23 protein-coding genes, 1 other RNA gene and 1 pseudogene are annotated in these 26805 nt (G+C 57.5%); 12 read left to right on the forward strand and 13 right to left on the reverse strand.

Annotation, left to right across the window (positions count from 1 at the left end; genetic code table 11):
- Positions 1-10: 10 nt before the first annotated feature.
- Complete coding sequence (locus GC165_02690) at positions 11-193, forward strand: hypothetical protein (protein ID MBI1331767.1); 183 nt, start codon at positions 11-13, stop codon at positions 191-193.
- Between the two features lie 24 nt (positions 194-217).
- Here GC165_02690 and GC165_02695 read toward each other — a convergent pair whose 3' ends face one another.
- Positions 218-550 carry a four helix bundle protein gene (locus tag GC165_02695; GenBank protein MBI1331768.1) on the reverse strand — a complete coding sequence of 111 codons (333 nt, stop codon included), beginning with the start codon at positions 548-550 and terminating at the stop codon, positions 218-220.
- 119 nt (positions 551-669) lie between these two features.
- Between GC165_02695 and GC165_02700 the strand changes: the two genes are divergently transcribed.
- Both GC165_02700 and GC165_02705 read left to right on the forward strand, forming a co-directional pair.
- Positions 670-939, forward strand: a complete 270-nt coding sequence (locus GC165_02700; GenBank protein MBI1331769.1) for a hypothetical protein — start codon at positions 670-672, stop codon at positions 937-939.
- Positions 939-1148, forward strand: coding sequence for a hypothetical protein (locus tag GC165_02705; protein MBI1331770.1), 210 nt, complete (start codon positions 939-941; stop codon positions 1146-1148). The genes GC165_02700 and GC165_02705 overlap by 1 nt, the downstream gene beginning before the upstream one ends.
- A gap of 418 nt (positions 1149-1566) precedes the next feature.
- On the opposite strand, the gene GC165_02710 is transcribed toward GC165_02705, so the two are convergent.
- The gene (locus tag GC165_02710; protein ID MBI1331771.1) at positions 1567-3309 is read right to left on the reverse strand and encodes an RNase J family beta-CASP ribonuclease; all 1743 of its coding nucleotides are present in this window, start codon (positions 3307-3309) and stop codon (positions 1567-1569) included.
- A 236-nt stretch (positions 3310-3545) separates the two neighbouring features.
- Between GC165_02710 and GC165_02715 the strand changes: the two genes are divergently transcribed.
- A complete protein-coding gene (locus tag GC165_02715; GenBank protein MBI1331772.1) occupies positions 3546-4967 on the forward strand; it encodes an ROK family protein in 1422 nt (473 codons plus the stop codon).
- Here the strand turns inward: GC165_02715 and GC165_02720 are convergent.
- Together GC165_02720 and GC165_02725 are read right to left on the reverse strand one after the other, a co-directional pair.
- Positions 4964-5737: a vancomycin resistance protein gene (locus GC165_02720; GenBank protein ID MBI1331773.1), complete on the reverse strand. Its 774-nt coding sequence runs from the start codon at positions 5735-5737 to the stop codon at positions 4964-4966. The genes GC165_02715 and GC165_02720 overlap by 4 nt on opposite strands.
- A 38-nt stretch (positions 5738-5775) precedes the next feature.
- Entirely contained in the window at positions 5776-6549 is a 774-nt protein-coding gene (locus GC165_02725) for a hypothetical protein (GenBank protein ID MBI1331774.1), read from the reverse strand.
- An 87-nt stretch (positions 6550-6636) separates the two neighbouring features.
- On the opposite strand from GC165_02725, the gene glyS reads away from it, so the two are divergent.
- Complete coding sequence (gene glyS, locus GC165_02730; protein ID MBI1331775.1) at positions 6637-8697, forward strand: glycine--tRNA ligase subunit beta; 2061 nt, start codon at positions 6637-6639, stop codon at positions 8695-8697.
- A gap of 5 nt (positions 8698-8702) precedes the next feature.
- Positions 8703-9752 carry an acyl-CoA dehydrogenase gene (locus GC165_02735; GenBank protein MBI1331776.1) on the forward strand — a complete coding sequence of 350 codons (1050 nt, stop codon included), beginning with the start codon at positions 8703-8705 and terminating at the stop codon, positions 9750-9752.
- On the opposite strand, the gene GC165_02740 is transcribed toward GC165_02735, so the two are convergent.
- Together GC165_02740 and GC165_02745 are read right to left on the reverse strand one after the other, a co-directional pair.
- The gene (locus GC165_02740; GenBank protein ID MBI1331777.1) at positions 9744-11414 is read right to left on the reverse strand and encodes a glycosyl hydrolase family 5; all 1671 of its coding nucleotides are present in this window, start codon (positions 11412-11414) and stop codon (positions 9744-9746) included. The two genes, GC165_02735 and GC165_02740, sit on opposite strands and share 9 nt — an antisense overlap.
- A 309-nt stretch (positions 11415-11723) precedes the next feature.
- Positions 11724-11792: pseudogene (locus GC165_02745) on the reverse strand (transporter).
- Positions 11793-12033: 241 nt separating this feature from the next.
- Between GC165_02745 and GC165_02750 the strand changes: the two are divergent.
- Positions 12034-13824: a M48 family metalloprotease gene (locus GC165_02750; protein ID MBI1331778.1), complete on the forward strand. Its 1791-nt coding sequence runs from the start codon at positions 12034-12036 to the stop codon at positions 13822-13824.
- 14 nt (positions 13825-13838) lie between these two features.
- Positions 13839-15266 (forward strand): sulfatase-like hydrolase/transferase, encoded by a 1428-nt coding sequence (locus tag GC165_02755; GenBank protein MBI1331779.1) that lies wholly within the window; start codon positions 13839-13841, stop codon positions 15264-15266.
- Here the strand turns inward: GC165_02755 and GC165_02760 are convergent.
- From GC165_02760 to rnpB, 5 genes are all read right to left on the reverse strand, one after another.
- The gene (locus GC165_02760) at positions 15263-15682 is read right to left on the reverse strand and encodes a hypothetical protein (GenBank protein ID MBI1331780.1); all 420 of its coding nucleotides are present in this window, start codon (positions 15680-15682) and stop codon (positions 15263-15265) included. The genes GC165_02755 and GC165_02760 overlap by 4 nt on opposite strands.
- A gap of 353 nt (positions 15683-16035) precedes the next feature.
- Positions 16036-16995 (reverse strand): DUF4434 domain-containing protein, encoded by a 960-nt coding sequence (locus GC165_02765; protein ID MBI1331781.1) that lies wholly within the window; start codon positions 16993-16995, stop codon positions 16036-16038.
- A 170-nt stretch (positions 16996-17165) separates the two neighbouring features.
- Entirely contained in the window at positions 17166-18272 is a 1107-nt protein-coding gene (locus GC165_02770; protein ID MBI1331782.1) for a hypothetical protein, read from the reverse strand.
- 5 nt (positions 18273-18277) lie between these two features.
- A complete protein-coding gene (locus GC165_02775) occupies positions 18278-19369 on the reverse strand; it encodes a hypothetical protein (GenBank protein MBI1331783.1) in 1092 nt (363 codons plus the stop codon).
- Between the two features lie 156 nt (positions 19370-19525).
- Positions 19526-19838: RNase P RNA component class A (gene rnpB / locus GC165_02780), an RNA gene on the reverse strand.
- Positions 19839-19848: 10 nt separating this feature from the next.
- Between rnpB and lipB the strand changes: the two genes are divergently transcribed.
- Positions 19849-20613, forward strand: a complete 765-nt coding sequence (gene lipB, locus GC165_02785) for a lipoyl(octanoyl) transferase LipB (protein ID MBI1331784.1) — start codon at positions 19849-19851, stop codon at positions 20611-20613.
- Entirely contained in the window at positions 20610-21194 is a 585-nt protein-coding gene (locus GC165_02790) for a ribonuclease HII (protein MBI1331785.1), read from the forward strand. Before lipB ends, GC165_02790 begins: the two co-directional genes overlap by 4 nt.
- Here the strand turns inward: GC165_02790 and GC165_02795 are convergent.
- Positions 21191-22438: a hypothetical protein gene (locus tag GC165_02795; protein MBI1331786.1), complete on the reverse strand. Its 1248-nt coding sequence runs from the start codon at positions 22436-22438 to the stop codon at positions 21191-21193. The genes GC165_02790 and GC165_02795 overlap by 4 nt on opposite strands.
- Before the next feature lie 92 nt (positions 22439-22530).
- Here GC165_02795 and GC165_02800 point away from each other — a divergent pair, with 92 nt between their 5' ends.
- Positions 22531-22866, forward strand: a complete 336-nt coding sequence (locus tag GC165_02800; GenBank protein ID MBI1331787.1) for a YraN family protein — start codon at positions 22531-22533, stop codon at positions 22864-22866.
- Positions 22867-22902: 36 nt separating this feature from the next.
- Positions 22903-25971, forward strand: a complete 3069-nt coding sequence (locus GC165_02805; protein MBI1331788.1) for a hypothetical protein — start codon at positions 22903-22905, stop codon at positions 25969-25971.
- Here the strand turns inward: GC165_02805 and GC165_02810 are convergent.
- Positions 25949-26764, reverse strand: a complete 816-nt coding sequence (locus GC165_02810; protein ID MBI1331789.1) for a TSUP family transporter — start codon at positions 26762-26764, stop codon at positions 25949-25951. The two genes, GC165_02805 and GC165_02810, sit on opposite strands and share 23 nt — an antisense overlap.
- Positions 26765-26805 lie beyond the last annotated feature (41 nt).

The following is a 26805-nucleotide window of genomic DNA, read 5'->3' on the forward strand; positions in this document are numbered from 1 at the left end:
ATCCATTGTCATGCAGGGGATTTCCGGTCAGGCATCTGCCGTTAACAGTACGATTGCCGCTCAGGGGGCGAACGCTTCGACGTCGACCCAGGCCACGCTTTTGAAGAAAGCCCTGCAAGGTCAGAAGACCGAAGCTGCCCAGTTGCTCCAGATGCTGGAGGGTAAGGGCAAGATTGTGGATATTAGAGCTTAGGCTTCAGGATTCAGGCTTCAGGATTCAGGATTCAGGAGACTGGGACTTGATCAGGGCGGTTAGCATCTTCGCCACCTCTTGAAGTCGCTCCAAGAGCGCATCACTGTTCTCAAGATAGCCGAAGTGACCGGACATCTCAACCAGAGTTTCAAGTTCTCGGACGGAACCTAACGAGATGTAGAGAAAGCGCACGAAGTCAGGCTTTGAGCTTCGGCCATGCCCTTCAGCGATGTTTGTTGGCACAGATACTGCCGACCTTCGAATTTGAGCGACCATTCCGTACCGCTCGTCCTCAGGGAACGTCCTTGTGGCGTCGTGAAGGTCATAGCAGACATCTCTGGCTTTCTGCCAAACCATCAGGTCACGAAAGTCTGATCGCCGCACAGGAATTCATTCTACTGAATCCTGAAGCCTGAATCCCGAAGCCTCCCGTTATCGGGAACCATTCGGACTCGCCACGGGTACACTATTACGCAGTGAGCGAGAAGAAGCCGGTTACTCCGACGAAGAATTCATGGCTTAAGAACACCTACTTTTGGATAGCCGCCGTGCTCTTCATCCTGGGTGTCGTGGGCCTCATCGGCGGGGACCCTGTCATCCGCGATCCGGGCCAACGCCATGAAGACAAGCTCTGGGCGATCTATTTTGCTGCCAGCGTCGTGATGTTGGTGAACGGTCTCATTTCTCACAAGATTTGGCTTTCGTCGTTTCCGGAAATCTCGCTCAACGATAAGGATTCCAACTAATGGTACTGTGCTCGTGCGGAAAGCCGATCGATAAGGTGCCGGACTGGCTTCAGTCGGCTAAAGTCGAATTCGTTTGTAACAACTGCCCCAATCGCCAACTGAAGAACATCGCATTCGTAGATTTGGATGCGGGTTTGAAGAACCCCGGTAAGCCGATCGACGGCGACGAAGAAGAGTTTCACGGGGAAGAAGAGGAAGACGCGGAGTAAATTACTCCCCCAGATGTGACTAAGGCGGGCACTCATCGTGCACCGCCTTTTTCTATTCGCAAAGACCGCCTCACTGGCGATCATAAATCGCTCGGCTACGCCGTTCGCGCAAAGACCCGATTGGGTCGGGAAGTCATCAGGAGGATCCTATCGGGGCTCACTCCCAGCCCTTCTTCACACCGATTTTTGATGGTGTTTTCTGACCATGTGCTGGTCTGCGGCACAGTTACCTGCACCTTCAGTTCTTCTCTTTCGAGACTCGCAATGGCGTTCAGAACACCTTCTTGGAGTTTGAGAAACTCCTCGATTTTCTTTAGCTCTGTCCCATTCATAATCAATAACCCTTACAGTTATCATTGGTATGACGTTCCAATGCGCCTAGGGTTTAGTGCGATGGGCCTAAATTTCTTATATCTCGTTAAACTTCGATGATCGAAGCGACGATCAGCGGCCTTAACTTGCCTCGTTTCGCCATGAATTTGCGGACGATGGCGGTGGCATCGGTTTTGATGCGGTTGAGGTCCTTGATTTCGTTCGGCGTGAGAGCGGCGAGGGCATCGATCATGAGGTCATGGGCGTCTTCCAGCAGGCCCTTGGGACCGTGGAAGCCCTTCGAGAGTAGGCTAGGGTCACCGACGATCTCGCCGTGGGTGGTGTCGATGGCGATGGAGAGGATGATGAGGCCATCGTTGGCGACGTTGTAGCGGTCGCGCAGGACTTCTTCCGAGACGCCGGGGGTGCCGCTGTTATCGACGAGGACGCGCCCGGTGGGTACGGCATCGCCAAGTGAGGCGGAACTATCGTCGATTTGAAGCGGAATGCCAGCTTCCAGTGTGAAGATTCGGTGATCCGGGTAGCCCATGTCCAGTGCGATTTGGCTGTAGAGGAACTGGTGGCGGGGTTCTCCGTGGACCGGCGCGATGTAGAACGGCCGGGTGAGGTTGATCATCATCTTCAACTCCTCTTGGTAGGCGTGGCCGCTGACGTGGATGGGATACGGGGCGTCGTAGATGACGCGGCAACCTTGGAGGAAGAGGCGGTTGATGGTTCGCCAGATGGCACCCTCGTTGCCGGGAATGGGGCGCGCCGAATAGATGAGGGTGTCCCCTTCTTGAATCTGAAGTCGACCGTATTCGCCCTTGCTCATCTGCACGAGGGCGCTGAGCGGCTCGCCTTGGGAGCCAGTCGTGAGAATGGCGACCTCTTCGGGCGGAAGGCTTTTGGCTTCGTCGAGGGTGATCGAGGTTCCATGCGGAATTCGGACGTAGCCGAGGCTTTGGCAGATGTCGAGGTTGCGCTCCATCGACCGGCCGACGACGGCGACCTTTCGTCCCGTCTCCTTGGCGACTTCGTACACCTGTTGCATGCGGTGGATGTTGGAGGCGAAGGTGGTGAGGAGCACGCGGCCCGGGGCTTCGTTGAAGACCTTTCGGAGGCCGTCGGAGACGATGCGCTCGCTAGGTCCCCAACCTGGACGTTCGACGTTGGTGGAGTCGGAGAGGAGGAGGACCACGCCTTCCTCGCCGAGTTCGCCGAAGCGCTTAAGGTCAGCGAGCTTGCCGTCAATGGGGGTGAAATCGAACTTGAAGTCGCCCGTAAAGATGATGTAGCCGTGTTCGGTATTGATGGCGAGCGAGCAGTTCTCGGGGATCGAGTGGGTGACGCGGATCGGCTCGACGGTCAGCTTGCCTGCCTTGATGATCTCGCCGGGTTTCACGATGCGGAATTCGATCTTCTTGTGGGGCAGGCGCTCGTCCATTTTGTGGCGGATGAGGGCATGGGTGAATTCGGTGCAGTAGACCGGGCAGGTGATCTCGCCGAGCAGGTACGGCAGGCCGCCTACGTGGTCTTCGTGGGCGTGGGTTAAGAAGACGCCGCGGACTTTGTCTTTGTTCTCGATGAGGTACGTGAAGTCGGGAACGACGATGTCGATACCCAGCATTTCCTCATTTGGAAAGGACAGGCCGCAGTCGATGACGACGATGTCGTCGTCCTGCTGGACGAGACTACAGTTCTTTCCGATTTCCCCAACGCCACCTAACGCGATAACGCGAACAAGACTCACCCGGAGAGGGTACCCGGTTGGTTGGCGAATCCAACCTGCGCGATGGGTCCGCTGGTCGTTCTCTCGCTTTCCGAATGAAGGTATCAAGGATTGCATTTAGGAGCCGCCATGATGGTCGGATGCCTACCGGAGGGCTTCGCTTCCTGATGAAGGTATCAAGGATTGCATTTAGGAGCCGCCATGATGGTCGGATGCCTACCGGAGGGCTTCGCTTCCTGTAGTCGCTCCGACCACCCGGCTATTGTTTGCGACCACTTCGTGGCCGGTTCCTAGATCGCATTCATCCGAAGTCGATTAGCGAAGGAGAACGGACGACATGGGATAATTCAACCGTGCTTCAGAATCTGCTCGCTATGCTTCAAGACTGCCCGTTGATCGTGTCGGCGCAGGCGAGCGAGGGGGCGGCAGTGGACGACCCGGAGACGTTGTTCCGGCTGGCCAAGACCTCGGTGGACCAGGGTGTGCAGGTGGTGCGCCTGCAGGGTGCCGAAAACATTCGGCATATCAAGGACCGGATCGGGGTTCCGGTGATCGGGTTGATCAAGAAGAGCTTTCCAGGTTCGGATGTCTATATCACGCCGACGGCGCAGGAAGTTCGGCGGCTGATCGCGCTGGGTTGCCAGATCATCGCGCTAGATGCCACTCCGCGGCCGCGGCCGGATGGATCGAGCTTGGATCATCTGGTGGGCTTGATCCAGGACGCCGGGTGCCTGGCGATGGCGGATTGTGACTCGCCCGAGGCGGTCGACTACGCGTTTGAGTGCGATGTGGACTTGGTGGGGACGACGCTGGCAGGCTACACCGGCGCGAGGCCGATGACCGACGGGCCGGACTTTGACCTCGTGCGCTATGCCTGCGGAAAAACGGCGAAGGGGCGGCGCAAGGCGATCATCGCTGAGGGACGATATTCACAGCGATGGCAGGTCGAAGCGGCGCTGAACATCGGCGCGCATGGCGTGGTGGTGGGCGGCGCGATCAACGATCCATTGAAGCAGACTCGGGCTATGATGCCGACTGGTCGAGCCCATGAGCGCGTGTTGGCGGTCGATTTGGGAGGGACCTGGATCCGGTATGGGCTGTTTGAGGACGGGCGACTGGTCGAAGCTGAAAAGGTGGAGCGTTCAGCGGGGCGTGACGAGCGGGTTGCAGCAATTCGACAGCGGGCGAAGGAATTGAAAGTTCAGCGGATCGGCGTCGGGACGGGCGGAACCGTCGATCCTAAGACGGGCGAAGTGTGGGAGGCGAAGGAGATCATCCCCGACCATACGGGAACGGTTTTGTCTTTTGACACTTTGGGGGTGCCGACGGTCGCGCTAAACGACGGATTGGCGACATCGTGGGGGCACGCTTGCCACCCAGACTTGGCGGGCAAACGGGTTGCGACTCTCGCTTTGGGGACTGGCGTAGGGGCTGGATTCGTGGCGGAAGGAAAGATTTTCTGCGGCCCTCGGGGTGAGTACCTTCGGGTGAACGATTTGTATTTACCGGACGGATCGACGGTGGAAGAGGTTTTGGGCGGAGCGGCATTGACGGATCAACCGAGCGACGAGCAGAAAGTTAAGGCCGTATCGGCGTTTCGATACGCGGTGAAGTACCTGCGGTCCGCCTATTTTCCTGATGCGATCGTGGTTTGCGGTGGCGTTGGTTTATCCGACTGGCTTCGAGCTGAGGTCGAAACCTGCGGGTGCTTGCCCTCGCCAAACGGCGAGAATGCGGGTTTGATCGGGGCGTACCACGCGGCTTATTACCGTTAGTCCTGAGTTTCGGGATCGTAGAGGCATCGCCCGTGGTTGCGGAGGACTTCTTCTTCACCGAGGATTTGGCCCTCGGGTGAGACCTTTTGGCGGCAGATTCGATTCTGACGAACCCAGACATCGCCTTCTTTCGAAAAATGGTGGTCGCGTTCGACGACCTGATAGCGCCAGGATGGGTCCGTGGGAGACTGGATTTGACCTTTCAAGTTTCCGTCCTCGATGACGAGCGAAATGCGGACGGGGAAATCGTGCGGATTGCGAATTTTGAGGTCGGCGTAAGGGTAGAAGACGGTCGCGCCGCATCCAAACGGGACACTTCGGCCGTGATCGGGAAAGAGGTCGAGGCCGTGACGGTGGCGCTCGACAAGGTCCAGTCCACTCTCGATGGCGAGCAGGGCGAGAAGATTCGAGACCGAACAGCAACCACCGCCGACGCCTTCAGCTTCCCGTCCCGAGCGCAGTTCCAGCCCTTCCACAAAGCCTCTTAGCTTGATCGGGAGTCCGACCAGCTTGTGGTAGGAAACGGATTGGCCGGGGGCGAGGGTGACGCCGTCGATGCGGCCCGCGGCGAGCGCGACGTTGACCTCTTTGCCGCACTGGAGTCGTTCATTGGAGATGGTTGCCGAACGACGCAGAGGGGTTCGGCGCTCGCAAAGGACGATGGGGAACGGGTTGGAACGGGCGGTCGAACAGGATCGCCAACCCCACGCACACTTTGGCCATCGCAAGGCGCGAACCAGGAAGATTTTTGCGGAGGTGGCGACGGACATCTGCCAAACCAAATTATAGAGCCGATTTCGGGGAAATCTTAGTTGGGTTTGCCGGTTTGGCAGAACTTGACGGCCATAGCATAAGCATCATTCGACGGCATGTGTCCGCCGGCGTACTCGTAAAGGTAGACCGGATTGGCGCCCGCGTAGGTTTTGACTGGACTGCCGGAGCCGCCGGAACATTTATTGTGGGTGGCCAGCGTGTCGCCGAACTTTTCGACGGAAGCGGGAGGAACAAGGCGGTCGTTGGTGCCGGTCGTGAGGAAGGTTGGCCTTTGCGGCGCGCCGTTGAGAGGGAGCAGGGTCCCACCATTCATGCCGACGAAACGAGCGAAGCATTTGCCCATTTCTTTGAGGACGACCCAAGCAAAGACGCTTCCATTCGAGTGTCCGATGTAGTAGCGGTGGGTGGAGTCGGCTCCATTTTGGTCGCCCCATTTGACGAGGGCCTGGACAAAATGGAGGTCGCGGTCGGCGTATTGGCCGGGCATGATTTGCCACGTGTTCTTGCCGTTGAGGCCGATGTTGCGGCCGCCGAGGCGGATGGATCGCTCCTGCTTCAGGGGAGCGGGAATGCCTTCGGCATAGACGACGATGGCGCTCTGGTCAAGTTCGTGAATGTGGAACTGGCGAACCGCGGCACGGGCATTGCCTCCGAGCCCGTGGAACACGAAATAGATTGCTGGCTTTTTGGCCCCCGATGATGAGGGTCGAAACACAATGGCGGATCGAGTCTGTCCATCCACGTTGACGGAGATCGATTCACCCCACGTTTGCGCACCGAGGGCACAAAAAAGCCATCCGGAGATCATCAATCTGTGACAACGCCGGTTTGCTCCGGGAGTTCATTTCTGGGGCAAAAGTACTGAAAAATCGTGCGAAGGGCACGAAGGGGCAAAATGGTATCCTCTAGGTTCGCCATGCCTGAGTTTTTGCTCGAAGTCGGATGTGAAGAGCTTCCCGCCTCCTTTGTCGAAAAGGCCTATACGGACCTTGCCGCTACGCTGTCCAAAGAGCTCGAAGGCTTGGGTTTGAAGAATTCGGAGCCGGTGGCGATGGGAACGCCGCGGCGACTGATCGTCAGCTTTCCCGACCTGAAGGCACGGCAGGAGGACGCGACCAAGGAACAGCGCGGCCCCTCGCTTCAGGCGGCTTTCGGGGCGGATGGCGCTCCGACCGGGGCTCTGCTCGGGTTCTGCAAGTCGCAGGGCATCTCGCCCGAAGACCTGCGTAAGGATGAGCAGTATGTGTGGGTGACGAAGCACATTCCGGGCCGCGAGACGGCCGAAGTGTTGGCCGAGATCCTGCCCAAAATCATCCTTGGATTGAACTTCGAAAAGTCGATGCGATGGGGCTCGTCGAAGGTTCGTTTCGCGCGTCCGATCCGGTGGGTTCTGGCGTCGCTGGGTGGCGAGTTGGTTTCGTTCGATGTCGAGGATTTGCCGAGTGGGCTTACCAGTCGCGGACATCGCTTTTACGCGCCTCAGCCGTTCGAGGCAAAGACATTCAACGAACTCATCACCAAGCTCAGAGCTTCGTTTGTTGAGCCTGATGTTGAAATGCGCCGGGATTCGATTCTGGTCGAAACAAAATCCGTGGCCGAAGGTGAGCCCGAGATCACCGAGGACCTGCTGGACGAAAATGCCTTCCTCTGCGAATGGCCGACGGCGATCCGCGGAACCTTCCCGGAATCGTTCCTAGAACTCCCAGAACCGGTCTTGGTGACGGCAATGGCCAAGCATGAGCGCATGTTCCCGGTGCGGGACAAGCTCGGCAAACTGACCAACGCCTTCGTGTTCGTCCGAAATTCGGGCGAAGATGAGACGGTTCGACGCGGGTGCGAATGGGTGCTCGGCGCTCGGTTCAACGATGCCCGATTCTTTTTTGAGCAGGATCAAAAGCTTCGGCCCGTTGACTTCCTGGAGAAGACGAAAGACATCCTTTTTCAAGCCCAGCTTGGGACCATGCGACAGCGGGCGGATCGCCTTTCGAGCTTGTGCGCAGAAATAGCGTCCACGGCGGGGGCGAGTAGCGACGAGATGGATTTGGCCGAGTTGGCCGGTCGATTCGCCAAGTTCGATTTGTCGACCGGCTTGGTCAGCGAATTAAGCTCTTTGCAGGGCGTCATCGGGGCGGAGTACTTGCGCATGAGTCGCGGCAACGAAGTCGTCGCGACCGCCATCGGACGGCAATATTCGGTTCCTTCTAGCCCATTGCAGACGGTCGAGGATCGAATTTCCGGCTACCTCATCATCGCCGATCAGTTGGACAAATTAGCTGGTTACCTCGGACTTGGCTTGGAGCCAACCGGATCGTCGGACCCTTACGGTCTGCGAAAAGCGGTCACGACCCTGATCCGAGTGGCGGAGAATTGGGTCGGCGAGTTGCCGTCCTACGTGACGCTCCTCAATCACGCATTCGAAGAGTATGCAGGTCAGGGATTTGACCTTGACCAAGAAAAGGCGAGCGCCTCGCTCAAGAGCATTTTTGAGGGTCGGTACATCGCGTTGTTCGACCAGTATCCGAACGACGTCATCAACGCCGCCATGCTCTCGAACGACCTCAGAGCCCTCATGTCTCCGCAGTCCGTGGTGTTCCGCCTGAATTTGATTTCGGACCTCAAGCAAAGCGGAAACTTCGTTCAGACCGCTTCTCGTCCGATCAATATCGTCTCGGCGGCCCAGAAGAAGGGCATCCAGTGGGCGAACCCGAAAGATATCGATGGCGCAAAGCTGGACTCGGTGGAAGGCGCTATGTTGCTGAAGCGGCTAGAAGCGCCGTTCGAAATGGCCAACTTGAAAGAGCATCTCTTGAGCCTGGCTGATCCAATCAATGCCTTCTTCGATAACACGATGGTCCTCGCCGAAGACGAAGGCCTTCGATTCCAAAGGCTCGGCTTGGCCAATGCGGCGGCGAAACAACTGTTGCTCGCAGGCGATTTCACGAAGCTGGAGGGCTGACCCGGGTGATCCGCGAAGCCATTCAATTCTTCGAGACCGAGATCAAGCCGAATGCGTTTGCCATCGACCACGATACCAAGGCGATGGCGGCGGCGTTCGAGGGGCTGAAGAAGAACGGCTTTATGGGCCTCAAGCGGCCCGAGGCGTACGGCGGTCCGGCGATGGCGGAGCCAGATTTTCGACGATTTCAGGAGGAGATCGCGCGGTATTCGGGGGCGTTGGCGTTCCTACAGACCCAGCACCAGTCGGCGGTGAGCCTGCTGAATAAGCAGGGGAGCGAGAAGATCAAGACGGAGTACCTGCCGAAGATGCACGACGAGAAGATGGTCGGGCTGGGATTCTCACAGTTGCGGCGGGCGGGCGACCCGATCTGCCGAGCCAAAGTGGTGGACGGCGGGTTCGTCATCGACGGGTTTGTGCCGTGGATCACGGGTAAGGGGTACTTCCACGAATACATCATCGGAGCGACGATGTCGAACGGGCAAGCGCTCTTCGGTATGGTGCCGCTGAAGAACCTGAAGGGGCAGACGCTGAGCAAGCCGATGAAGCTGGCGGCGATGGAGGCGGCGAACACGGTTTCGGCCCAGATGGAGGGCTACTTCCTGCCCAACCGCAAGGTGGCGTTCATCAAGGATAAGGATTGGATGCGGGCTAACGATGCGTTCAACATCACGCTCCAGGGGCATTTTGCCATCGGATGCGCGCTGGCGGGCATCGACGTGGTGCGAGAGAACGGGGCGAAGCGGGGCTTGACCTTCCTGACGAGGGCGGCGAGCGACCTGGAAAAGGAACTGCACGACTGCCGACAAGCGTTGGTGGAGTCGCAGAAGGACTTTGGCGAGGACACGGCGCCGGATCGGCTGAAGAAGCGGGCTTGGGCGATCGACCTGATGATGCGGTGCGCGCAGGCGGCGGTCACGAGCAGTAGCGGGGCGGCGAACTCGGCGTCGCATCCGGCCAATCGGGTCTTGCGGGAAGCAATCGTGTTTAGCGTGTCGGCGCAGACGTCGGCGATCATGGAGGCGACGATGGATCGCCTGGTCAACCTAAGGTAGTTCGTTTGCCAAGGCAAACACGAGCGGGGCGTTCCAGTTGATGGCGACCTCGTTCACGCGATAGTTTTCCCAATTGTCTTCCCATTGCTTGGCGGGTGGAGTCTTGCCGTTGTCGGCATTGGGTCCACCAACGAGCAATCCAGGGAAGGGCTTGCTCAGTCCGAGCGAGCGGCTCGGGCGGTGGTGGGGGTTCATCGCCGACTGCGTGCCGACCTGAGTGACGAAGCTGGTGGCGAAGGTGTTGCGGCCGAAAAGGTAGTGCAGGCAGTCGAGCGCGGCCTGTTTGTACTCGGGGCGAGGGGCTATGTGGTCGGCGACTTGGAGCATCAGGGCATAGTTGGCGACGACCGAGTTACTGCCCCAGTAGTATTCCTTCGCGGTGAGGGGCATCAGATAGGCGTTGTCTTTGACGCGGCGAACGATCTCTTTGGCGGCCTTTGCGAGGTCGACCCGAACCCTTGTTTGGTAAGTCTTGTCGGCGATTTTGGGGTCGGTCATCGCAAAGGTCATGAGGGCCATCGGCCGGACTTGGGGCCAGCCTGGAGGGTTGCCGGACGTGATGGTGTCGGGCCACGCTTTGGCGAGTTCGAGAAACGCCTTTTGGTATTCGGCCGCACCCGTGGTGCGGAAAAGTTCTGCGGCGGCCCAAAGGCGTTCGTCGCGAGCGTCGCCGTCGCCATATCCACCGGTCGAAATACCCTTGGGGTTGCGAGTGAACAGTTCGTCGGGGTGAGCCTGCGCCCAGGCAAAGCCCTTCTTGGCGGCGGCTAGGCACTTGGTTGCGTAGGCGGAGTCGTACGGTTTGAACACGCGAGCGGCGATGGCGGCAACGGCGGCAAGGTCGGCGGTCGCGGTGGTGTTTTTGAACTCGCCGTGACCGGTGCCAACGACCAAAACCGGCGCTTTGTCCTGGTCGGGGGCGATGAATCCGCTGAAATTCGCAGTGGTGGCTTTGTGCCATGCGCCGCCGTCGGTGTCCTGCATCTTGAGCATCCAGTCGAGGTTCCACTTGACCTCGCTCAGGAAGTCGGGCCGCTTGGATTTGCCGGTCTCGGGGATGTTGAGCTTGACCTTCACGAGCTTCTTGGCGTTCATTTCGTACGCCCAGAGCAGGGTGCCGGTGGTGATGCCGGAGTTGACCACGTATCGGCCGTAGTCGCCGGCGTCGTACCAGCCGCCGGTGACGTCGCGCGTGCCGGTTTTGCCGCTCGAGGGGTCGTACTGGGCGAGGGCGGTATGGCCAGCTTTGAAGTGGTACTGAGGAAAATCGGGCGCGAGGTTAACGTCGATGCCCGAGCGTTGGCCGTAATAGCTTCGGATGGCGAGGCGGAAGGCGTGGGCAAAGACATCGTTGCCGACCTTGAATGGGGCGCTGTCACCGATGCCGGGAATAGAAACGACGTAAGTTCCGGGCTTGGTCAGCTTGGAAAAGTCGATTTGCTGGATGTCGTCGCCGGTGTCGGGGTCTTTGATCGAGTTACCGATCGGGGCCTTCATGACGGTCTTATCCTGACCGGCGACATGAATAAACGCAAAGCCACTGCTAAACGTCGTGAGAATGCCGATTTTGGTTTCGCTCGGTAGGTAGCCGACCTGACAGACCTTGATGGCCGGATTGAAGGTCATGCGGGAAACCAGCGCCAGTGCAAGCAGACCGCTCATGCCTCAGTCTGGCCCTAACGGGCCAGACCTGTCAACACGTTACTTATTCGTGCCATTGGCAGACGCCGGAGCGTCGGTGGCGCCACCCCGGGTGGCGCCACCGCCTCCAAGGCCGCCGCCACCGTTGCGACGAAGACCCTGATCGTTGCCGCCTCCTCCGCCTAAGCCGGGTTGGAACTGAGGTCGAGGCAGGTTGGTTTGACCTTCGACCTTCATGGTTTCGATCTTGATCTTGTAGATCGTGTCGCCAGCGGCGGCGAAAAGGTAGGCGCCCGATGTGGTCATGCTGGTGACGCCGGGCTGCATGCGCATTCCCTGACCTGGGAAGCCTTGTCCTTGGCCCGGGAACCCTTGTCCGCCGGGAAAGCCCTGCCCGCCTTGGGGTGGGAACGGAGGCTGACCCTGCTGGGCATTGTTAGGACCAGCGGCTTGAGCTTGGGTATGAACGGTCGACAATGTATATGGCAACGAGGCGAGGATCGCGCCAAGCGCGAAAGCGGCGAATACGGAAGACTTTGCTTTCATGTCGCCATTATAGCGATCTACCAGTTCTTAGAAAAGTATTAGATTGTTCGACACGAAACAGGGCATCCTTGTGTATCATGCGCTTTCGGGGTTTATGAATCGTCGCGTTTTGTCCACCTTTATCCTGCTTTTAGGGGTCTTTTCGACGTCGTTCGCGCAGATTAAAGAGTCGTCGGACGGCTTCGTTGGCAGGCGGGAACATAACCTTCTGCACTTATTGTCGGATAACTTCGGCTTTCCCGACACGGAGATGATCGCGGGCGAGGCGACGGTGAGCGTGCTGGTCGAGGGTCCGAAGTTGACAATTTTGGCGGTGGGTCCGATCAAGGGCGATGCAAAATCCTATGCGAATGCCCTCGAAACTTGGAGAGTCCAAAGCCATTTGGGAGGCCAGGTCGAGTACTCGCAAGAGGACGACTGCGCATCGGCCCAGTTGGTGGTATCGAACGGCGGGTTTGGGAAGATGGAGGCGACTCTTGCCTTTAATCTCGGCGATTTGACGAAGGCGGTCGAGAAGATCGAGCCGAAAACCTCGGTGGCCCTACTTGCACCGAGATACACGCAGTTCAATATCAATGCGCCCCCGGACTACACAAGTTCGAACGGCACACGCTACTGGAACGTTTCGAAGAGCGGCATCAGCGGCGACCTGATTTCGACGCTGACCGTGCCGGGTTGGGTCGTGCCCGCTTTGATCGCTTGGTTTACGCTTCCGATCTTAGGTCTTGCGGTCAGCTTTGCCATCGGCTTTACCATTGCCAGGAACCAGAATCTACCGATCGCCCAGAGGCGGAAGGCGTACGGCAGCTGGGTGATGAAGGGCACATTTGGAACGCTCGGCTTGCATGCGGTGTTGGTGGTTTTGACCCTTCCGACGAAAGCATTGGAGCCAGTCAGCCAGATGTGGTTCGGCCTCCGCTTCACCCAGGTCGGGCTTATGATCGTGCCGTTTTTCGCAATCGGGCCGATGATCGCTCTGCCGATGCTGAACAAGACCGAGCAGAAACTACTTGGTCCAACGGAGGAGGAGAAGGCGCAAAAGGAGGATTTCAGCGAGTACGACGCATCAGCCGAAGACAAAGCGGCGATCAAGACCGGCGCCTGGAAGGTTTTCGCGGTCAAGATGGTGCCGTTGGCGGTGGTCTTTCCACTTGTCTTCCTCGTCAATTTGCCGCGAACCAGCCCCTACTATTTCGCCCAGCGAATGGCGTTCCCGACTGCTCTTTTTGCTAGTTTGATTCTTGGCCTAGTGCTTCAGGCGACGACTAAGAAGAAGAGTCAGGCCACCAACCAACGGTTCGACCACCTGGTAGGCCGGGTCGAACAACGGGCCCAATCGATCGGGGATCGGATGAGCGTTTCAGTGCCGAAGGTCCGAGTGACTCCGCTCCTTCAAGGGCCATATGGGGCGGCGATCAGCTCGAATCAGTTGATGGTGACTCCGGCGATGGCGGATCGTTTCTCCGACGACGAGCTAGACTTCATTCTCGCCCATGAGTTAGCTCACAAGAAAGCGAAGCATGTTCCAAAGAGATTGTTCATGGCTTTCGCCATCGCCTTCATCCCGATGCTCTTTTTTGTGGCATTGATGTCAGGAAAGTCGTTCGGCGTCAATATAAGCCCCACCTTCTACCTGAGCCCTTTTCTCATCATCTTTGTCGCGATGGTTGCGGGTAGGCCACTCATTAGTTCTAGCTACCAGAAGAATGAATTCGCAGTCGATGAGGCGGCAGTGCGACTATTACGAAACAAGGACGCGGCGATTTCGGCGCTGACCAAGGTTGCGCGGCAGAACGGATTGCCGGGTTTCAACGATGTGGATTTTATGCAATCTCACCCCGCCATGGCGAAGCGCATCGAACGGATACGCGCATTGGCGATTTAGTTTAAACTGGGGCCATGCTGTCCCTCTGTCTTGCCCTGCAAATGGCCGTCAAGCCAAACGTCATCTACATCATGGTCGATGACCTGGGGTACGGCGAGCTGGGGTGCTATGGGCAGAAGAAGATTCTGACGCCGAATGTCGATCGGCTGGCGGCGGAGGGGATGAAGTTCACCCAGTTCTATGCGCCGAGCCCGGTATGCGCCCCGACGCGATGCTCGCTGTTGACGGGCAAGCACCAGGGGCATGCGGCGATCCGTGGCAACAAAGAGACGGGCGGGTTCGGCCCAAACGATCCCGAAGGGCAGTTCCCGTTGCCAAAGTCGGAAACGACTATCGCGGAAGTCCTGAAGAAGTCGGGCTACCGAACGGGCATCGTGGGCAAGTGGGGCCTGGGCGGCCCCGACCCGGGCGACACGCCGATGGACCACGGCTTCGACTTTTTCTATGGCTTCTTGTGCCAGCGCCGGGCGCACAACAGCTTCCCGCCGTACCTTTGGAAGAACCACCAGCCGGACCTCCTGGGCAACCCGATCTACAACGCCCACCAAAAGGCGACATCGGTTCCCGAGGACCTGGAGGAGTACAACAAGCTGTACGGCGGCAAGACGTATGCCGGAACGAAGTTCCTGGAGAACTGCATCGACTTCATCAAGTCCTCTAAAGGCAAGCCGTTCTTCTTGTACTTCGCTCCGACCGCGCCACACGTGGCGCTTCAGGCTCCGGTGGACTGGATCGAAAAGTATCCGAAGTCGTGGGACCCCAAGCCGTATCTGGGCGAGAAAGGCTATCTGCCAACCCCTCGCCCTCGCGCAACCTACGCGGCGATGATTTCCTACTTGGACTTCACGGTAGGTGAGATTCGCAAGGAACTTGAGAAAGACGGCTTGGATAAGAACACTTTGATCATCTTCACCTCGGATAACGGAGCGACCTTTGCGGGCGGCGTGGATCGTGACTTCTTCCAGTCAAACGGCGTTTATCGAGACGGAAAGATGAGCCTGTACGAGGGTGGGTACCGTGAGCCGTTCATTGCGTGGTATCCGTCGATGATCAGGCCGGGGACCCAATGTGATGTGCCGTTCGCGGGGTACGACTCGCTGGTTTCGATCGCCGATTTCTGCGGGGCAAAGGCTCCGCGGACCGACGGCGTCAGCTACGTGCCCGAGTTCACGGGGCAGGCGGCGAAGAAGCGGGAGTATCTGTACTTTGAGTATCCCGAAGCGAACTCGATGCGGGCGGTGGTGTTTGGGCGGATGAAGGCGATTCAGCCGAATCTGATCAAGAAGCCCGACCTAATCGAGGTCTACGACCTGGTCGCCGATCCGTCGGAGACGTACGATTTGGCGGCCTCGCGGCCCGACATCGTGAAGCGGGCGAAGGAAGTCTTTGCCAAGGAGCACATTCCAAACAAAGACTTCCCTCTGCCGGGCGTGGACCATTAGGGCCGGATGTTCGAACTCTTCGGTTGAACTTGGCCGATGAAGGTCATAGTCGGCATTTCGGATTTTTTGACTTTGTAGATGACGTTGCCGACGGCGGCGTACACATATTGGTCGTCGTTGCTGAGGGCCATGATGGGCAGGTCGCCGGAGCCGCTAGAGCCGGACGAACCGGCGCTTTGGCTGGCGCGGGCGAGCTGGCTGGCCATGTCGAAAGCCGAGGAGTTCTTGGCACTCGAACTGGACGAGTATTGACTGCTACTGGCTTGGGCGGAGCTATGGGCTCCGTTGGAATCCGAATGCGAGTTGGAGTTGGTCGTCGTTTGGGCGTTCGCCTTCCCTAGGCTCAGGGTGTAGGGCAGACTGGCGATCGCGGCACCGCAAACGAAGATGCCGACGGATTTGACTGGTAGTTTCATGGAGTCACCTGGACGAAATGTAACACTGGTTTGGTCGACAAAGTCTGATCGTTTGTGTGGAAGTCTTGGTCGTTGCATTTTGGTTGCCTGCTATCCCCCGGTTCCTTCTTCACCGGCCCCTTCGCCAAGGGGCATCGCATTTGGTCGTCGGCGCATCCGAATATTTATCCATCTATCTAAAAGGGGCACGGCAACCCTTCGGCCGCATGAATTCTTGAAATCTTCTACCAGGCCTTCGGCCTTCGCTAAGAAACGACGGCCCTTTGGGCCTGATGCTGTCCACCACCAGAGCTAACAGGTGCGCTCCAAAGCCCAAGTTGCCCCATGGCGAACCGGGGGATAGTTGGCCTCCCCTAATCTCGGACGGACTTGACCCAGTCGAGGACTTCGTCTTTGAAATCGGGGTTCCATTTGGCCCCTTCGTAGTTGACGTACCGCTCGAACAGATTGTGGGCTGAGGTGTAGCAACTGAACGGCGAGACGAAGTGGGGGAACTCGAACGTGATGATCTTCTCCGCGATTTGGGCCGCGGTCTCCAGTTTGAAGCGGAGGTAGCGCCAGTCGGCAGGGGGAAACTTGATGGGCATATCACGGTCGAAGGTTTCGAGATTGGACCAAATCGTGACGCCGTACTTCTTGCCGAGTTTGGCGATGCCTTCGATGAACTTGGGCAGCTCTTCGTAGTGGACTTGGCCGTCTTGGAAGGCGCAGATGTCGAAGCTCTGGTTGGTTTCGGCGAAGATTCGGTCCCAGTGGTCGAAGCTCTCTTCGAGGGCAAGCGCGTTCTCGCCGGACTGCTTGGCCCCCTGTGGGTACGGAGAGATCAGGACTGGGAGATCGGCCTTGCTTTTGCAGTGCTGGCCGATGTGGTTGTGGATTTCGATGATGTGGGCGTCGTTTTTGCCCGTCTCGTGGGTGAGGTACCAGCCGGCGAAGCTCTTGTGGTGGCCGTAGCGGGCGTGGGCCTCGTCGATGAAGGCTTTGTTGATATCGACCTCGGTCCACCAGGTCCGCCGCCACCAATAGAAGCCCGAATCGTAGGTGCCGAAGTAGAGTTTGAGGTCAAATTCGTCGGCCAGCGAATAGAACATTTCGCCGATGTCGTCGTACACGGGCAGGAGGTTCTGGATTACCTGGCTGGGGTAGATGCACTTGTTTTTGTATCCGGCGCGGATGATGATGAGGGTGTCGAGGCCGATTCGGGAGTAGAGTTCGAACTCGCGTCGCCAATGCCGCTCGGTCCAGTTCTGACTGGGGATATCGTGCGTGATCTCGTCAAGAAAAGTCCCGGTGATTCGGGGCAGCGTTGGCATGCGGGAATTTTACCGATGAAAGAGGGCCATGTGGATTGCGCGAATTCATTCGCGCTTTGGCGAGTCGAGATTCATCTCGACCTAGACCGGCAGAGAGATAAATCTCTCAGTCGAAAGCACCGATTAATCGGCGCACTCCGAAGTGCAAGGACCTCATAAGAAGGGCACTCTTATTTCAACCGATTGCGACGAGCGATGTCGCGGAAGACGAGAAGAATGACAGCCGCCGGGATGAAGCAACAGCATCCCAAAGTCTGCATTGACCAAAACAGGATGAAAGTTTGGGCTCGTGACCAGATCGTCGAATTCGCCAGTCTTTCCTTGGGGATCGGCGGGACGTCGGTGAATCCGGCCCAAAGATCGCCACCAGTATCCGGATGGATTCCCTTGGCCACCTGCCGGTCGATCCAGTCCTGCCGCTTCTGCTGAAATTCTTGCCCGTTTCTTAACAGTTCACGAATGACGCTACTGTCGGCGCCGTGAGTTGTACTTTGGGCTCGGATTGGATATTTATCGACCATTTCTTGGGCTGAATATCCGTTCTGATCGGCGATGAATCGCAGTTTTTGCTTGCAAAGACTCGCAAATTGACCTTCCTCCGGCACAAGCTCTGCCATAGCTTGAATGAGAACGGGCATGTTCCATGCGGCCCCAAGTACCATCATGCCGCCGATGCCGTAGCGCAGCTTTTTATGATCGAGATGGTCGCGATCGGCAATGGCGATGAGGTCCGTGGTAAAGTCTCGCTCCCAGTCCTCTTGTTTCCCCGCCTGAATCATGGCCCGTATGCAGGCTAGCTGGGCAAACTCCCGCCCGAAGTGGGCGTTGGGATTGATCTCCAGCGCCTTCTTGATGTGCTTTTCGGCTTCCACGGCGTCGGTGACATCGCCCGGTTTATGACCTCGAATCCAGCGGACGATAAGGAAGGTCCCCTCGTTCGCCTCGGTGCTGTAGAGTTGGAGTTTCGGCGCGCCGGTGAGGTGCTTTCGTTTCTCGCGAATCCACTTGAGGGCGAGGTCGCCTTCCCCGATTCGATCGTAGGCGACGGAAAGGTTGTCGTACGCCTCTAGGTCGTTGGGATTCTTGGTGAGATTCTTCTTCTGAATCTCGATCCGCTTCACGTAGTAGCTTTCCGTGTAAAGCGTGAATCGGCCGATGATGGCGTTGGTGATGTCGAGGTTGTCGCGAAGCTCGGTGAGGTAGGTGTCCGAGTCGTTGTAGCAGGCGAAAGTCGACACCGAGAGGAAAAGACAAGCGAGAAACGCGAACCCCCTCATTTTTCTCAAAATCCCTGCTGGATGAAGCGACGACGTCGATAGATGTAGTAGGAAATCGGAAGACCGATGATGATACCGGTGAGGAGACAATGTCCCAATTCGTAGCGGAATTCGTCCTTCTGCCACCACTCTTTATGCCGAATGACGACAAATTCTGAGGTCGGTACTTCAGCAATGTCGGTAAATCCAACCCAGAAGTCAGGATTGGTGTCGGGGTGTTTGCCCTTTTTGATCTGGGATAGAATCCATTCTTCTCGATGTTCTTGGAACTCATCGCCGTTTGCAATGAGCTTGAATAGTACTCCCAGCTCCTGCCCATTGGCCCGCTTTACTTTGACGAGGGGGTATTCGTTCTTGTCCCACCCGGGAATGATGTTTGCAAGACGAAACGTGCACAGATTAACGACCTTGGTGTCTTCAGGAACGAGATTCGCCATGGCTTGGATCATCGGCGGCATGTTCCAGGCCGCGCCAAGAACCATCATTCCGGCGATCCCAAATCGGAGTTTGCGGCGGTCGATGTGGTCGCGATCGGCTATCTTGATCAACGTATCGCAAAACGCGGCTTTCCAATTCTCCTGCTTGCCGCATTCGATCATGGCGCGAATGCTGTAAAGCTGGGCGAACTCGCGCCCGAAGTGGGCGTTCGGATTGATTTTGAGGGCCTTTTCAATGTGCTTTTCGGCTTCGACGGCGTCGGTGATGTCGCCGGGTTTGTGGCCACGAATCCAGCGGACGATGAGGAAAGTCCCTTCGTTTGCCTCGGTGCTGTACAACTGCTGGTTGGGCGCATTGGCCAGATGCTTGCGCTTCTCGTGAATCCACTTGAGGGCGCTTTCGCCGTCGCAGATTCGGTCGTAGGCGACGGAGATGTTGTCGTAAGCCTCCAGGTTGGTCGGGTCTTTCTGGAGAATGGCCTTCTGGATTTCGATACGACGCCGATAGTACGCGGCGGGGTAGAGCGTGAATCGGCCAATGATCGCCTTGGTCACGTCGAGGTTGTCGCGAAGCTCGGTTAGATTGGTATCGACATCGTTGTAGCAGGCCCAGCTCGAAGCGGCCGTGGCCAGAAAAGCAAATACCCCTAAGCCTTTCATGTTGAACCTTTAACGAGCTTGACGTATAACGAACACGAGAAATGTCGCTGAGGGTTCATTGAGCGGCGAAATCTCAGCGAGACGGGTCTCGCAGTCCAAAGCTCAAACAGGTTTGAGCACTCCCAAAAAAAGGCTACCCTGGCCCTTCGTACAGGAAAATGGAGTCGGCCTGTAAGCCGGATTCTGTATTTGTGTGACGATTTATCTGCGCGGCCAACCCGGAGAGTCGTCGGGCCGAGTCATCCTCTCCCTATTTGGCCTTGCTTCTGGTGGGGTTTGCCCGCTCGCTGGTTACCCAAGTCGAGCCGTGAGCTCTTACCTCACGATTTCACCCTTGCTCTTTCAAGCGGTTTGTTTCTGTTGCACTTTCCGTCGGGTCACCCCGCCCCCCGTTGCCGAGGGCACCATGCCCTGCGAAGTCCGGACTTTCCTCTCCCGTATGACCAGGAGCCGTCACCCGGCCAACTCCGTTAAGGATTATGACAGTTGCTGAGTGCGGCGCAGCGAGACAGGTCTCGCAGGGGAAAGCAAATGCAGGCATTTGCACTCCGAAAGAAGCGGTCATCACCTTACTTGAGTTTTCTTTCTGCCAACTGCTGACTGCCAACTGTAAACTAGGTGTCTTGCAAGTCCTCTCCTTCGGCCGAATCTCGTATCAAGATGCCCTTCAAATCCAGCTCGCGAAGGTTACCGAAGTGCAGGAGGGGGGCGAGGACACGCTGTTTCTGCTCGAACACGAGCCGGTGATGACGCTTGGCGCGAGCTTCCACGAGGAGAATCTGCTTCACCCGGTCGATTGGTACCAAGAAAAGGGCATCCACGTGACGAAAACCGACCGCGGCGGCGACATCACCTACCATGGACCGGGACAGCTTGTGGCGTATCCGATCTTCGATGTGAAGCGGCACGGACAAGACCTCCACCGATGGATGCGCGACCTCGAAGAATCGGTCATTCTCGCCATGCGGAGCTTCGGACTAGACGGTGTTCGGCTGGATGTCAATAGCGGCGTTTGGGTGGGTGGCAACAAGATCTGCGCGATCGGAATCAAGATCAAACGGTGGGTTTCGATGCACGGCATCGCGATCAACTGCAACAACGATCTTTCGCCGTTTTCGAGCATTGTGCCGTGCGGGATTCGCTCGCACGGAGTAACCTCGCTGACGCGAGAACTGGGACGTGAGGTGACGGTGGACGTGTTTGCGCCCAAGCTGGTCGAGGGATTTCGAGAGGTGTTTGGATGAAGCTGGAGAGATTTCCTGGTTGTGCCGGGGTAGACGAGGCAGGACGAGGGCCGCTGGCCGGTCCGGTCGTGGCGGCGGCGGTGATTCTGCCGGAAGGCGTCGAGATTCGGGGCCTCAACGATTCCAAGAAGCTTTCGCGGGAACAGCGCGAGGCGCTTGAGCCGGAAATTCTGACCAAAGCGATTTGGTCGATCTGCTTCGTGGATAACCGAGAGATCGATGAGTTGAACATCCTCTGGGCAAGCATGGCGGCAATGAAGCGCGCCGTCGAAGGGCTCTCGCAAGCTCCGAGCGGAATTTATGTCGACGGTAATCGGGTTCCGCCTGGTCTGACCGCCGAAGCGGTGGTCAAAGGGGACGGTAAGGTCGCCGAAATCGCGGCGGCATCGATCCTTGCCAAGACGGCCCGCGACCGGTACATGGTGGAAATTGACGTTCAATATCCGCAGTACGGGTTTGCCAAGCACTTTGGCTATCCGACGCCAGAACACCTAGAGGCGCTCCGACAACATGGTCCGTGCGATCTGCATCGGCAGAGCTACGGCCCGGTTCAACAGTTGGCGCAGGCGAGCCTTTTCTAGGGATCGAGCGAGACGTGGATCAGATCGTTTCGGCGGAGAATGGCGAACGAAAGTTGGTGATCACCCGACCAAACAAAGGTTCCCGCACCGAGGTTTTGAAGATCGTAATCTCCCTTCATCGCATCCTCGGCCTTGGCCAATCCGCCGACTGCGTATACGTAGGCGTGGGTTGCCTGCCCCTGGAATCCGGCGACCGCTACGTACTTGCCGTCGGGACTAACGGAGAACGTCTCGGGAATGGACATAAACGGCCCGATCTCAGCGACGCCCTTGTCCTCGACGTAGAGCAAGGGCTTGCTACGGCGTGGCTGGAAAAGAAGGATCAGCTTGCCGTTGATGAATTTGGCTTGCTTGTATAGGTCGGTGACGCCGCCGAGACCGACCACATCTTCGTACGCCATGAGTCCTCGATCAGAAAGGTAGAGGTACGGCTTCTTGCCGTTGAGGCCGCACATCACCCACCGCAAGCTATCGTCGCTGTACGTGAGGCCACTTTGAATTTGCAGGCCCTCGATTGGCTGTTCGTCGATGACGTATTGGTAGCGTTGGGTATTGATCTGGTTGACGACTTCGGTGAACTCGGTCCGAAAGGCGAAGTGCTTGCCGTCGGGCGAGAACTGCGGGTCACCGTAGACATGCCCGTGGACCTTGGCGGTTTGGCCCTTGAAGACCATGGTGTCGTCGATGGCGAGAGCGGCGAAGCCTCCGTTGTTAGGTGCGATGTAGACCTGCAAAACTCGCTCGCGCGGGACCCGCTTTCCGCCTTTGTACACGATGTAGTCGCGCGACGAGGGGCTATTGTCGTCCTTCGGCGCGTCCTTGTCCTTCTTGATCTTCTCGCTGGTGCGCATATAGAAGAGCAGTCCGTCGTCGCTGAAGTCCAGCTTTTCGATCTTTTCGAACCAATCGGTGGTCTCGTCGGGTGTGACCAGGCGAGCGTGCTCGTCGTTGCGCTCTATCCAACAGATGGGGCCGTGGATCCCGCCGCGGAAAACGCTACTGGGTGGAGCTTCGGTGTCCTTGGGAACGCCATCGAGAATCAGTTTCGGCGCTTCATCCTTTTTGATCTGAGCCAGCATGCCCCACTGCTTGCTGTCGCCCGAGAAGGTGGGTACGCCAGTTCCCACGTAGGGACCGTAGGATTTCCCGTCGACAATGACCTTGCCGTCTTTGGTAGTGTAGGAGTAGCGCTCCAGGTTGGGCGAGAGGACGATGGAGCTTGCGACATACTGTCCCTTTTTCAAGCTGAACAGTTTCTTTTCGACTATTTTTCCGTCGCCCCAAAGGATCGAATTTGCTAAGATCGCCGCCAGAACCATAATGTGATGGGAGCCCGATGAACTCGAAAGTTGAAACCGGACGAACGGCCGAAGACCGCGCGGCAAGCTACCTTTTGAGTTTGGGCTACACCATTATCACTCGGAATTACCGGATTCGTGGAGGAGAAATCGACTTGATCGCGCTCGATGGCGAGGTTCTGGTGTTCGTCGAAGTTCGGTGGCGCACCGACGACATGGGCGATGAAACGATCGGGCCGAAAAAGGCGGAAGCGCTTCGGCGAACGATGCGATCGTACATGGATGAAATGGGAGAGGAGAGAGATTTCCGGTGCGATTTGATCGCCCTGAGCCCACGAGACCTGCGACATCATCCAGATTTCCTCAGTTCATAGTTGCCATTTGAGGCCCGCTACGTCCAATAATTCGTTGTGCGAGCGATCGTATCGTTTATTTTTGCCATTGCGACAGCGTTGTGCCTGGCCCAGTTCAAGGTTGACGAACAGCATATTCCTATCGTCCAATCTCGCCGTCGAGCGCTGATCATCGGGGCAAGCCAATACGAGCACTTGGGGGCCCTGCATTATTCAACAAGTGATGCCAAGCGGTTTCGCGATGCCTTAGAACGGGGATTTCGCTTCACGGATGACTCGATCCGGTTTCTGTCCGACGAGGGCGAGGCCGAAAAGCCGACCTCGAAAAACATTCTGTCCGCCCTTCAGGATTTGCTGGCCGACCCGGTTTTGGATAAGGGCGACCTATTCATTCTCTATTTCAGCGGACATGGAATGGGGACGCCGCATGGTGACTATTTGTGCGCCACGGATTCGACTCCACAAGACGTGGAGAAGACAGGTTTGCCCGTTCGCGAGGTCATTCAAAAGCTCGTCGACGCCCAGTTGCGGAATGTTGTGATCATCGCCGATGCCTGCCGCGCGGGCGACAAAAACGACTTTGGCAGCGAACTTTACGGCTTGGCCAAGAAGGCCAATCTGGCGGTGCTTTTGGGTTGCGAGCCGGGGCAGAAGTCGTACGAGTCAAGCCGAATTCATTCGGGGGTATTTACCTACTTCCTCCTGCGCGCCATGGCCGACCCGGCCAATCGAACCGCGTCCGGGGGCCTGTGGACCAGTCGCATCAGCGATAGCATCGCCAACGGCGTTTATGAGTTCACTAGACCGGACTATGGCGACAATGCCCAACGTCCGATGGGTTTTGCCGATCCGACAAGTGACGTTCTGCTCGCGAAGTTTTTGGATGCGAAGCAGTCCACCCAGCTATCCAAGGGCGATGTCGACCTCAAGCAAGTTTCGAATCCGAAAAAGATAGCCGACGAAATCCGAGCCACGGTCGAACCGCTCTTCGATGGCCACGACTACGAGGCCATCCTCGACCTTTGCAAGCAAGCGCTTTCCCTCGATCCGACCAACATGTATTGCGCCTACTATGCGACCGTAGCGACGCCGTACCTCGGTCGAAGCGGCGAACAGGAAAAGTACTGCGACATGCTGAAGCGGTCGAAAGATCCTTACTTTTACAACCTCGGCTTCGTTCAGTCAGACAGTCGCATGACGGCGGTCGATGACCGGACCAAATCACTTCGCGCCTACTGGGAGTCGTCACCTAAGGACGAGGTCACGGCCCTGATCGTGTGGGGCAAGGCGCGTGAGTTTGCGCCGCTGACCTCGCTCCGAGAACTGCTTCAGATGATGATGCCGGACCTGAAAGATGGGCGGCTCAAGTCGTTTTTTGCCGGAGAAATTGCCTTTACCAAGAACGAGCTTGCGAAGTCGTTGGAGCTCTACCGAGCTGCGTTAAAGCAACCGGAGACCGTACCGAGTCTTTCGGACGACGTCCTCACCGTCATCCAGTTCCCAATCCTTCGGCTCTTGAACCGGAACGAAGAACTCAAAACGATGATTGAAGCGCTCCTGAAAAAGGACGACGTCAGCCCGATCATCGCGGTAACCGGAGCGGCGAACCTGCGGGCGATCGGCGAGCGAAAAGAGGCGGTGGAGACAATCAAGAAGCTGCTCAATCGTTCCCACCTGTCGGAAATGGAGGTGATCTTGTCAGCTCAAATCATTGGCGCGAACCTAATCGAAGTCGCCGATGAATTGGAGTTGCAGGTGCTCGATCAGCCCTACAGTTGGAGAATCCGCACAGCGGCTGCAATTGCGGTCGGGATGCGGGACAAGGATGCCAACGCGACGGCGAAAGCCTTCGAGGCGGCAGAGCGCTACTGTGACGACGAACTTGAAGTCATATCGCTCACTTATAAGATTGAAAATGCGGTCCTGGAAGACGGAACCCAGAACTTCGGCATCGATCCCAGCTCCTTGATGGAGACCTACGACTTGTTCCGAATGCTGTACTTCAACCAAGCAGATCGGATCGGAACCGATTGGGAGAAGTGGGCCGAACTGGGTCAACTGGGAGCGGAGACGCTTCAGGGACCGGCGACCATGCGCCTGATGCGAAAGTATATCAAGGACTTTGCCTCGGCGCCCGATATGGGTACCGACTTCTACTTGACGCTGTTCCAACTGGCGACATCGGTGGAGGACGACGACCTGGTGAAGTTCGCCACGAGTCGACAGGTGTTTGTCGAACCCGACTCATCGGACATGCGAGTGATGTATGCCGCTTACCTGATTTCTCGCGGAAAGGACGCCGAAGCGTTCACGGTCGCGGCCACGGTGAAGGGTGGTTCGGAGACGAACGCGATTGTGAAACGGGCGATCGAAGTGGTGCGAAAGGGGCGGTCGGGCGATGTCGGGGCGATGAAGCAGTTCTTGTCCGAGAAGTTCGAAAACAACGAAGCCGGTATCGCGGCGAGGGGCATCGTGGCCCTTACAATGTGTGATCTGGGCCATGGCGAGGAAGCCCTGGACGTGCTGGCTACTCTGGCCAATATTCACGGGTCGATGGTTAGCTCGGTTTCGCTCCGGTGCGAACAGCAATACCTGAAGCTGCTGAAGAAGCAGGGCAAAACGGCGGAAGCCGACGACCTGATGTACGAACTCCTGAAGGTCAATCAGACGTCACCAGCCGTCACCGAGATGTTCTTCGGAACCAAGGCGGACATCGGGAACTACGTGGGCACAACTGAGGCGGAAACTTCCTGGATTTCTGACGAAGAATTTGACAGCCAGAACCCGACTCACACCAAAAATTACTTGACCTGTGCGGTTGGTGACGGGCACATCAAAGTGACGGTGGCGACTGATGGTGCGGTGACTGGGTACATCGACGTGAAGAACGGCGAGCGGTTCGAGATCGCGGGAAGAGTGGATGCGAACGGCAACCTTCGAGGCGAGGCGAAAAGCGCAACTCACCGATTCGACCTGACCGCAAAAATGGTCAGCAACGCCTATCGCAAGTCGGAGACGTTCAAGAAATCGCACGTGGGGCAGTCGTTCCAGTTCTTCAATGAGAAGGGCCTGGTCACGCAGTGGATGCTTCCGGCCGATGTGCTCAACCCCGGCGGAGGCGGATAATTTCGAGGATGGGGACCACGAAGGCCAGCGAAAGGACAAAGTAGCCGAAGCCGACCTTCAGCTTCGAGCCGTCGATGCGTTGGCGTAGGTGCGAGCCGATGACCATGCCCGTGGCCGCCATCGCCATGATTCCGGCGATAAAGCCCCAAGGCATGTTGGGGTGATTCAAGTACTGGGCGGTGAATGCACAGGAAGTGATCATCACCACGCTGCACAGCGTGGTGCCTACGGCGTTCTTCATCTCCAGGCCAAAGAAGAGGGTCAGGGTAGGAACGATGATGAACCCTCCGCCGATGCCGAACACGCCGCTGAAAACGCCAATCAGGGCACCGAACCCAAGCCCCGCCATTGGGTGAGGATTCTCCGGCGGCTGAATCTTCTTGCTTCGGATCATGGTGACGCCGGCTCCCACTAAAAGGAGAGCGAAGGCGAACATCATCGCCGACTTTCGCGGGAGGCCGAACATCATTTCGGGCAGAGCGGGAAGGATGAACTTGCGGGAAAGAAAGGAAATGATGGCGGTCGGGATGCCGAATTCCAGCGCCTTTTTGAAATCGATCGACCTGTGCTTTGCGGCAATGACGGTGCCGACCCCGCTGACAAGCACGCTGATGGGTAGGGCGTAGCCGGTCGCCTCGTCGAAGGTTTTGCCCAGCATATATACCAGGATTGGCACCACGATGATCGCGCCTCCGGCCCCGATCAAACCGAAGGTTACCCCGGTCATCAGGATCAAAATGTAGGCGAGAACGTGCATTGGCTGGGGCCGAAGGGCCGCACCAGCATACGACATTTAACAGTACCTTTTGTTAGGTTCAACTGAAGCGACGGTAA

The organism is Armatimonadota bacterium, from assembly GCA_016125185.1.
In the GTDB taxonomy this organism is placed as follows: Bacteria; Armatimonadota; Fimbriimonadia; order Fimbriimonadales; family Fimbriimonadaceae; genus Fimbriimonas.